This is a genomic window from Actinophytocola sp. (assembly GCF_045807065.1).
Lineage (GTDB): Bacteria > Actinomycetota > Actinomycetes > Mycobacteriales > Pseudonocardiaceae > Actinophytocola.
The window spans coordinates 19,662-28,106 of sequence record NZ_JBJMIE010000765.1; the positions used below are offsets into that span (position 1 = coordinate 19,662).

General features: G+C 72.1%; 11 protein-coding genes. 4 read left to right on the forward strand and 7 right to left on the reverse strand.

The genetic code is table 11. The annotated features are described in order from the left end of the window. Positions 1-187: 187 nt before the first annotated feature. From gcvT to ACJ73U_RS44790, 5 genes are all read right to left on the reverse strand, one after another. A complete protein-coding gene (gene gcvT, locus ACJ73U_RS44770) occupies positions 188-1,282 on the reverse strand; it encodes a glycine cleavage system aminomethyltransferase GcvT (RefSeq protein WP_407783883.1) in 1,095 nt (364 codons plus the stop codon). 148 nt (positions 1,283-1,430) lie between these two features. Then, entirely contained in the window at positions 1,431-2,168 is a 738-nt protein-coding gene (locus ACJ73U_RS44775) for an energy-coupling factor ABC transporter ATP-binding protein (RefSeq protein WP_407783884.1), read from the reverse strand. Then, entirely contained in the window at positions 2,165-2,893 is a 729-nt protein-coding gene (locus tag ACJ73U_RS44780) for an energy-coupling factor transporter transmembrane component T family protein (RefSeq protein WP_407783885.1), read from the reverse strand. Before ACJ73U_RS44780 ends, ACJ73U_RS44775 begins: the two co-directional genes overlap by 4 nt. Further along, entirely contained in the window at positions 2,890-3,243 is a 354-nt protein-coding gene (locus ACJ73U_RS44785; protein ID WP_407783886.1) for a PDGLE domain-containing protein, read from the reverse strand. Before ACJ73U_RS44785 ends, ACJ73U_RS44780 begins: the two co-directional genes overlap by 4 nt. After that, positions 3,240-3,929, reverse strand: coding sequence for an energy-coupling factor ABC transporter permease (locus ACJ73U_RS44790; RefSeq protein WP_407783887.1), 690 nt, complete (start codon positions 3,927-3,929; stop codon positions 3,240-3,242). The genes ACJ73U_RS44785 and ACJ73U_RS44790 overlap by 4 nt, the downstream gene beginning before the upstream one ends. Positions 3,930-4,003: 74 nt before the next feature. On the opposite strand from ACJ73U_RS44790, the gene ACJ73U_RS44795 reads away from it, so the two are divergent. After that, positions 4,004-4,705, forward strand: coding sequence for a helix-turn-helix domain-containing protein (locus ACJ73U_RS44795; RefSeq protein WP_407783894.1), 702 nt, complete (start codon positions 4,004-4,006; stop codon positions 4,703-4,705). Between the two features lie 10 nt (positions 4,706-4,715). Continuing rightward, entirely contained in the window at positions 4,716-5,099 is a 384-nt protein-coding gene (locus ACJ73U_RS44800; RefSeq protein ID WP_407783888.1) for a VOC family protein, read from the forward strand. On the opposite strand, the gene ACJ73U_RS44805 is transcribed toward ACJ73U_RS44800, so the two are convergent. Further along, positions 5,096-5,692, reverse strand: coding sequence for a hypothetical protein (locus ACJ73U_RS44805; RefSeq protein ID WP_407783889.1), 597 nt, complete (start codon positions 5,690-5,692; stop codon positions 5,096-5,098). The two genes, ACJ73U_RS44800 and ACJ73U_RS44805, sit on opposite strands and share 4 nt — an antisense overlap. Next, entirely contained in the window at positions 5,693-6,310 is a 618-nt protein-coding gene (locus ACJ73U_RS44810; RefSeq protein WP_407783890.1) for a hypothetical protein, read from the reverse strand. 172 nt (positions 6,311-6,482) lie between these two features. On the opposite strand from ACJ73U_RS44810, the gene ACJ73U_RS44815 reads away from it, so the two are divergent. Together ACJ73U_RS44815 and ACJ73U_RS44820 are read left to right on the forward strand one after the other, a co-directional pair. Next, a complete protein-coding gene (locus ACJ73U_RS44815) occupies positions 6,483-7,415 on the forward strand; it encodes a hypothetical protein (RefSeq protein WP_407783891.1) in 933 nt (310 codons plus the stop codon). Further along, positions 7,415-8,104 carry a Crp/Fnr family transcriptional regulator gene (locus tag ACJ73U_RS44820; RefSeq protein WP_407783892.1) on the forward strand — a complete coding sequence of 230 codons (690 nt, stop codon included), beginning with the start codon at positions 7,415-7,417 and terminating at the stop codon, positions 8,102-8,104. The genes ACJ73U_RS44815 and ACJ73U_RS44820 overlap by 1 nt, the downstream gene beginning before the upstream one ends. Positions 8,105-8,445: the final 341 nt, after the last annotated feature.

Below are 8,445 nucleotides of genomic sequence, written 5' to 3' on the forward strand. Positions count from 1 at the left end.
AACCGGCCGTCCGAGTTCGTTGAACTCACCTGTCGCGAGCGTTGAACTCACCTGCCGCGAGCGTTGGACACACGTGTCGCGAGTGTTGGACACGCGTGTCGCGAGTGTTGGACACGCGTGTCGCGAGGGTTGGACACGCGTGTCGCGAGTGTTGGACACGCGTGTCGGGAGGGTTGGACACGCGGGGTTAGGGGCGCTTGTAGAACGGTAGCTTCGTCACCGATACCGGCATGGCCTTGCCTCGGATGTCCACCGTGAGCTTGGTGCCCGGCTCGGTCAGGGCCGGTGGGACGTACGCCATGGCGATGGGGTGGCCCAGGGTGGGTGACAGGGCACCGCTCGTCACCGTGCCCACCTGGGTGTCGCCGTCCAGGACCGGGTAGCCGTGGCGGGCGGCGCGGCGACCGTCACCCACCAGGCCCACGAGCACCTGCTCGGCCGCGTCGGACTGGTCGCGGCGGCGTTCCAGGGCGGCGCGGCCCACGAAGTCGGCCGGCTTGTCGAACTTCACCACCCGACCGAGCCCCGCGTCGAACGGGGTCATGTCGGCGGTCAGCTCGTTGCCGTACAGGGGCATGCCCGCCTCCAGCCGGAGGGTGTCGCGGCAGGCGAGGCCCGCGGGGACCAGGAACTCCCCACCCGCCTCGGTGAGCACGGTCCACACGTCCACCGCGTGCGGGGACTGCGCGTAGACCTCGAAGCCGTCCTCGCCCGTGTAGCCGGTGCGGGCCAGCAGCACGTCGTGACCGCCGACGACCGTCGGGACGCAGCCGTAGTACGGCAGGGACGGCAGGTCCGCGTCGGACACGGCCCCGATGACGTCCACCGCGCGCGGGCCCTGCACCGCGATCAGCGCGCACGCGGTCGACCGGTCCACCACCTCCACCGCGAAGCCCTCGGCCCGCGCCGCCAGCTCGGCGAACACCACCGCCGAGTTGGCCGCGTTCGCCACCACCATGAAGTGGTCCTCGCCGATCCGGTAGACGACCAGGTCGTCGAGCACGCCACCGGCGCCGTCGCAGATCATCGTGTACCTGGCGCGGCCCGGCTTCACCGCGGACAGCTTGCCGACGAGCGCGTAGTCCAGCGACCGCGCCGCCTCGGGGCCGGTCAGCTCGATCTCGCCCATGTGCGACAGGTCGAACAGGCCCGCGGCCTCCCGCACCGCCTTGTGCTCGGCCAGCTCGCTGCCGTAACGCAGCGGCATCGACCAGCCGGCGAAGTCGGTGAACGACGCGCCGAGCCCGGTGTGCACGTCGTGAAGCGGCGAAAGTGTGCTCATGGCCCCGATCCTGCCTGCTGGGACGGCCGCCGGAACAACGGGGGTACGCCGAGGTGGCCTCCGCGCGGTAGCTCCGCGCACCGCTGCCACCTGGCAGGTCGCGGGCGAAAGCGGCCGGAGCGAGCCGTCGAACAGCGGCCGGAGCCCGTCACACGCTGTCGAGGCGAAACCCGTAGGGAAGTTCCAGGCGGTGTGCCGCGAGCAGCGCCTCGTCGGCCAGCAGCTCGCGGGTCGGGCCGTCCGCGACCACCACCCCGTCGTCGACCAGGACGCTGCGCGGACAGAGTTGCAGGGCGTAGGGCAGGTCGTGGGTGACCATCAGCATGGTGCGGTGCAGCGACAGCAGCACCTCGGCCAGCTCGCGGCGCGCGACCGGCTCCAGGTTCGCGGACGGCTCGTCCAGCACGAGGATCTCGGGGTCGCAGGCCAGGACCGTCGCGAGCGCGACGCGCCGGCGCTGCCCGCCGGACAGGTGCAGCGGGGACCGGTCGGCGTGCTCGGCCATGCCGACGGCATCGAGCGCCCGCCGCACGCGCCGGTCCAGCTCCTCGCCGCGCAGCCCGAAGTTCGCCGGGCCGAACGCCACGTCCTCGCGGACGGTCTGCATGAACAGCTGGTCGTCGGGGTCCTGGAAGACGATGCCGACGCGGCGGCGGATCTCGTGCAGGTTGGCCTTGTTCACGGGCAGGCCGGCGACCTCGATGTGCCCGGCGCCGGCGGTGAGCACGCCGTTGAGGTGCAGGACGAGCGTGGTCTTGCCGGCACCGTTGGGCCCGAGCACGGCGACCCGCTCCCCCGGCTCGACCCGCAGGTCGATGCCGTACAGGGCCTGGTGGCCGTCGGGGTAGGCGAAGGCGAGGCCCTTCACCTCGAGCGCGGGGGTCACCGCGCCAATACTGCCGTGGCCAGGACGGCGGCGGTGACCAGCACCGGGACGAGGCCGGTGAGCCAGGTGGCGGGGCGGGCGGCGACCCCGCGGTCGGGCATGGCACCCGTCCAGCCGCGGGACAGCATCGCGAGGTGCACCCGCTCGCCGCGCTCGTAGCTGCGGATGAACAGGGCGCCGATGCCGCGTGCGGTCGCGCCGACCTGCCAGAGGAAGCGCGGGTCGTGGCCGCGGGAGATCCGGGCGAGCCGCATCCGCCGCGCCTCGGCGGCGATGACGTCCAGGTAGCGGAGCATGAGGGTCGCGATCGTGGTGAGGACGGCCGGGGTGCGCAGGCGCTGCAGGCCGACGATCAGGTCGCGCGGTGTGGTGGTCGCGGCGAGGGTGAGCGAGGTGAGCACGCCGAGGGTGCCCTTGGCGAGGATGTTCCACCCGGCGAGCGCGCCCGCCGCGCCGCCGAGGACCGGCATCAGGACCGCGACCAGGACGAACGGGACCTCGATGAACGCACGCCTGGCGAAGTGGCCGGCCGGCACCCGCGCGATCCGCCCGACGGCGACGACCAGGACGAGGTAGAGGCCGAACGCCCAGAACTGCGTCCGCGGCGTGGCCACCACGCACAGCACGGTGAGCAGCGCCGCGACGATCTTCACCTGCGCCGGCAGCCGGTGCACGGGTGAGTCGCCGGGGTGGTGGAGCAGGTGCTGGGCGTGGCCGGCGCTCACGGGCCCGTCTTCTCGCGGTCGCCGGGTCGCCGGCGGAGGAGCCAGAACAGCCCGCCCGCGGCCACCGCCGTGGCGAGCACCCCCAGCACCCCCGCCACGCCGGTGAAGCGGCTGTCGCCGCCCACCGCGTAGTTCGCGAGCGGGCTGTCCGACAGCTGGTGGTGGCCCGCGCGCTGGGCGATGCAGTTGCCCGTCAACTGCTCGCCGTGGTCGGTCCGCACCACCTCGCACCCCGTGAGGGTCGCGCTGTCCAGGCCGTCGGGGCTCGAGTCGGCGAAGTAGGACAGCACGCCCGCGCAGACCAGCGCCACCAGGGCGAACCCGGCGAAGAAACGCCACCTCTTCCTCATGCCCGCACCTCCAGCGGCTTGGCCGTGCCCCGCAGCAGGTGGACCAGGTCCGGCCGGACGGCGGCCACCGCGGTGACCGTCAGCGCGGTGATCAGCCCCTCGCCGATGCCGATCAGCACGTGCAGGCCGATCATCGTCCCGGCCACGCCGGCCAGGGAGAACGCCGCGTCGCCGCCCAGCGCGAACTCCAGCACGAAGCCGAGCGAGGCGATGACCGTGTTGCAGAACGCGGCGACGAACGCGGTCGCGAACAGTCCCGACCTGCTCCGGGCCGCGAGCGGCCGCAACGCCAGCGCGACAAGGTAGCCGGCGGCGGTGCCGATCAGGGCCATGTTCGTGATGTTGGCGCCCAGGGCGGTCAGGCCGCCGTCGGCGAACACCAGCGCCTGCACGACCAGCACGATGCCGACGCACAGCGCGCCGACCCACGGCCCGACCAGCATCGCGGCGAGCGCGCCGCCCAGCAGGTGGCCACTCACGCCGGGCAGGATCGGGAAGTTCAGCATCTGGGTGGCGAACACGAACGCGGCGACCAGCCCGGCCATCGGCGCGGTCCGGTCGTCCAGGTCGCGGCGGGCGCCGACCATGGCGACGGCCATGCCGAGCACGGCGACACCGCCGAAGATGATCGACGTGGGCGCGTTGATCAGGCCGTCGCTCATGTGCATCGCTACGGGTTGGGACACCACCACAGCCTAGATACCAAGGAGCTGCAATCACCAGGTATGTGCAACAACGGATTGCCTAGTCTGGGCGTGTGATGGTCGACACGCCGCTGCACGTCCGGGAACCCGTGCACTTCCGCCAGCCCGCGGGAGCCGGCACGACGTGGCTCGCGACGCCGGCCACGACCGTCACCGTGATCATCAACCTCGGTGAGCCGTTCGGCGGGCTGCCGAGCGCCTTCGTCGCGGGGCTGACCGACCGCGGGTCGCTGGTCGACCAGCGCGGCGAGATCGACTGCCTCGACCTCAAGCTGTCCCCGCTCGGTGCCTACCGGCTGTTCGGCGTGCCGATGAACGAGCTGGCCAACCAGGTCGTCGACCTCGCGGAGCTCGCCGAACCGCGGCCCGACCACCTCGCCGAGGACCTGGCGCGGCTCACGGACGCGGGCCCGGAACCGGCGCCGGAGGTGGCCTGGGCCTGGCACCGCCTGCGGCAGGCGCACGGCGGCATCACGATCACCGAGCTGGCCCGCGAGGTCGGCTGGAGCCGCCGGCACCTGGTCAACCGCTTCCACACCCAGATCGGTCTGGCCCCCAAGACCGTCGCCCGGATCCTGCGGTTCGAACAGCTGCTGCGCCTGCTGCCCACCACCCGGATCGCGGCGGCGGCGGCCGCCTGCGGCTACTACGACCAGGCGCACATGAACCGCGACTTCCGCGAGTTCGCCGCCACCACACCCGGCGAGTACCTCGCGCGGTTCCCTTCCGTCCAATACCCGTGGGTGCCCGCGACCTAGTCTCGCTCGCATGAGCATCCACCCCGCCCTCCGCTACGCCGACCCGAACACCGCGATCGACTGGCTGGCCAAGGCCTTCGGCTTCACCCAGGAGGAGGTCTTCCACGACGACAACGGCGTGGTGCAGCACGCCGTCCTGGCACTGGGCACCGGCAAGGTCCTGGTCAGCGGGCCGCGCGGTGACGGCTGGCTCGGCGGGCAGGAGGCCGTTCCCCTGGCCTCACCGATCAGCCTGTACGTCGTGGTGGCGGACCCGGTCGCCCACCACGCCCGGGCGGTCGCCGAGGGCGCGACGATCGTCCGCGAGCTGGCGCACATGGACTACGGCTCGCACGAGTACTCGGCCCGCGACCCCGAGGGCAACCTCTGGTCGTTCGGCACCTACCAGCCCTAGGGTCTGCTCACCCAGAGCCAGGCCTGGTCGAGGAACTCCTTCATCGCCACGTCCACCAGTTCGACGCAGTCCGCCACGAGTGGCACGTAGCCGGGGGCGAAGTCGCGGCGTACGGAGCCCAGCACCAGCACCGCCAGGTCCGCGGAGGGGTTCTCGGCCACGGCGCGGCGTAGCGGCTCGCTGTCCACGAGCCGGCTGATGTTCACGACCATCGGTCCGGCGAAGCCGCGGTCGCCGTCGGCCACCACGCCGCTGCCCACCGCCATCCGCAGGCGGATCCGGTCCCCCGCCACCGCGTTGTCCTCGGCCAGGCGCCGGGCGACCGACCGCAGCAGGGCCGGCAGCCGCTCGGTCGGGTCCCCGTCGGTCGGCAGGAACACCACCGTGCCGTCACCGGCGCCGCTGTCCCGGGCGACCTCGTCGAAGTCGTCGCCGACGTCGGCGACCACGGACCGGAGCAACGCGTGCAGGCGGTGCTGGATCCGCTCCTGCGCCGGCTCGCTGCGCTGCCCGTAGCTGACCACGTCGACCACGAAACCCAGCCGGTTCGCCCTGCTGTCCGTGACAACCGGCGCCCACCAACCGTTCTCCATCTACCACGCCGCCTTCGCCGCCGGGCGCACGAGCACGGTCGTGGCGCCGGCGACACCGTACAGCCGCGGCGCCCGCGCGCCGGGCGGCGGGTCGAGCCCCGGGCGGGCCCGTACCCGCGGCCCCCTCAGCAACGGGTACGGGACGGCGGTCGGCCCGGCGCGGAGGTGCCGGGCGCCGAACAGGTGCCACGCGAGCGGCACCACGAACTGCGCGCCGGCGACCAGCGTGCCGCTGGTCGCCGGCAGCAGCCGCCGCACCACCCCGGGTCGAGGGCCGAGCCCGCCCCGCGCGAGCCCGACGTGGACGATCACCGCGATGAGCAGCCACGTGATCACGACGATCGGCGCGAGCGTGCCGAGCGGCCCGGCGATCGACGCCACGAGCACGGTGGCCCGGTTCTCGCGCGGGGCGCGGGCGGCGACCGCCTCCGCCAGGACGGCGACCGCCCACACCCCTGCGACGGGTGGCGCCGCGGGGACCGGTTCGGCGAGGAACTCGCGGTTCACCCGATCGGTGAACCGCGCGTCGAGGTGCGCCGCGGCACAGAGGTGCCGCGTCGTGTCGTCGCGCTCGGGAGCCGCGGCCGTACCGCCGGCTCCGCTCCTCGGCATCCTCATGCCTCACGCCCCACGATCGGCCGAACCCGTAGTTTTCGACGGTAGCGGTCCGCGTTTTTCTCGGGGGCCTTCGCGCGTATTTGTCAAAGATATGTCCCACGTTCGGACCACCGACAATTATCGGACAGTTCGTCAGTGGACTTGACAATCGCCGGTCTGTAACGATGTTCAGATGCTGAGCACGACCTTCGACGAGCTCCTGGAAATTCCGCGGGGGCGCGGCATGCAGGCGGGGGAGGCCGCCGACCGGATCGGCCCTGGGTTGCGAAGAGCGTGCGGGGTGACGGCGGCGGACTCCCCGGTCACCGTCCGCCGGAAGGTCGGCACGCGGCTGACCGAGCTGTGCGAGCGGCTGCCCTTCGACCTGAAGGTCTCGGTGCTCGCGGCGCTCGCGCTGCACCCGCAGGCTCACCACCAGTTCATGCAGGACCGGATGAGCTGGGCCGCGCACCAGATCAACCGCGACCACCCGCGTGCCGCGATCCGGCGCATGAAGGTGGGCTTCCGGATCCTGGCCGAGCAGCTCGACGAGCTGGTCGACGATCCGCGGCTGTCGCAGGGCTGGCACGTGTGCTCGCTGCGTGCCCTGCTGCGGATGGACGTCGACCCGCCCCAGCTCGTGGAGGACCGGACGATCGTCGCCGAGGCGGACGACCTCGAGGGGTTCGAGATGCGGCTGTCGGCGCCGGCACCCGGCCTGGCCGCGGACAGCCCGATCGAGGCGAGCGTGCTCTACGGCGGGGAGATCACGCTCATCGAGCGCGTCACCCCGAGCCACCGGCGGTTCGTGGTGCGGCTGCCGGAGCCGTTGCGTGCCGGGGACAAGCACGAGTACGGCGTGCGGTTCACGGCGAACCCCCGGGCGCTCATGCCGCCGTTCTACGTGCTCACGCCGCTGCAGCCGTGTGACCAGTTCACCGTGCGCGTGCGGTTCGGCGCGGAGGTGCCGCGGCGGATCTGGCGCCTGGACGGCATCCCACCCCGGGCCATCGACGACTTCGAACCGGCGGACGCGCTGCTCGAACCCGACCGGCTCGGCGAGGTGACGCTGGAGTTCTCCCGGCTGCACCAGGGGCTGAGCTACGGCATGCGGTGGGCGACCTAGTGGAGCAACCGAGGAGCGGCACCTTCCTGCACTACCTCGCGCCCGCCGACCGCGACTTCCTGTTCGGTCGCGCCCGGATCCGGAAACTGCCGGCCGGCACGGCGGTCATGCACCAGGGCGACCCGACCGACCACGTGCTGGTGCTGCTGTCCGGCTGGGTCCGGGCGTACGCCAACGCCCCGGACGGGCAGGTGGTGCTGTTCGGACTGCGTGGTCCCGGCGACGTCATCGGCGAGATCGCCGCGCTGCACGGGTGGCCGCGCACGGCCACGATCGAGACCCTGCAGGTGACCGAGTTCGCGCAGTTCACCCACGAGGGTTTCCTGACCTGCCTGCACGACCGGTCGGCCGTCGGCATCGCGTTGCTGAAGCAGTTCGCGGTGCGGCTGCGCGGCGCGGAGGCGGCGCGGCTCAACTTCGCGACGATGGACACCGCGCAGCGGGTGGCGGCGTTCCTGGTGCGGCTCGCCGACGAGCACGGCCGCTCCTCGCCGGCCGGCGTCGTGGTCGACATGCCGTTGACACAGCAGGACGTCGCGGACAGCATTGGAGCCTCACGGCGTGCCGTGGCCCGCGCGCTGAAGGCGTTCCGTGACCGCGAGCTGCTCACCACGGGCCGGCAGCGGTTCGTGGTGTCGGCGCCGGAGGTCCTGCGCAGGCTCGGCGACAATGCGCCAGATGGCACATAGCGGGTGTGCCACCGTTCGTCGTCCCCAATTCCGTTTCAGCCGATCCTCTAGTTGCCCGAAGGAAAACGGGAAGAGGGACGGGGATACGGTCATGAGGTACATCTTTACGGTTTCCGCCGCCGTGCGACTGGGATTCTGGTTGTTCACGATCGGCGTGGTGCTAGGCCTCGTTCTCGGTGCCCGGGTCTGATTCCCGAGTGGACTTTCGGGTGGTCCTGTAACCGGACGCCGAGGGAGGCTGCACATGGAGAGTCATTTCCTGTTGCTCATCCTGCTGGGCTGAGCACTACCGAGTAGTTGCCCGAAGAGCGTGGCGCCGCCGGGTTGTGGGGGTTGGGCGG

Excerpts from the sequence above, each read along its gene's own strand:
- gcvT (WP_407783883.1), bottom strand. The coding sequence starts at position 1,282 with ATGAGCACACTTTCGCCGCTTCACGACGTGCACACCGGGCTCGGCGCG.
- ACJ73U_RS44785 (WP_407783886.1), bottom strand. The coding sequence starts at position 3,243 with ATGAGGAAGAGGTGGCGTTTCTTCGCCGGGTTCGCCCTGGTGGCGCTG.
- ACJ73U_RS44795 (WP_407783894.1), top strand. The coding sequence starts at position 4,004 with ATGGTCGACACGCCGCTGCACGTCCGGGAACCCGTGCACTTCCGCCAG.
- ACJ73U_RS44800 (WP_407783888.1), top strand. The coding sequence starts at position 4,716 with ATGAGCATCCACCCCGCCCTCCGCTACGCCGACCCGAACACCGCGATC.
- ACJ73U_RS44805 (WP_407783889.1), bottom strand. The coding sequence starts at position 5,692 with ATGGAGAACGGTTGGTGGGCGCCGGTTGTCACGGACAGCAGGGCGAAC.
- ACJ73U_RS44810 (WP_407783890.1), bottom strand. The coding sequence starts at position 6,310 with ATGAGGATGCCGAGGAGCGGAGCCGGCGGTACGGCCGCGGCTCCCGAG.
- ACJ73U_RS44815 (WP_407783891.1), top strand. The coding sequence starts at position 6,483 with ATGCTGAGCACGACCTTCGACGAGCTCCTGGAAATTCCGCGGGGGCGC.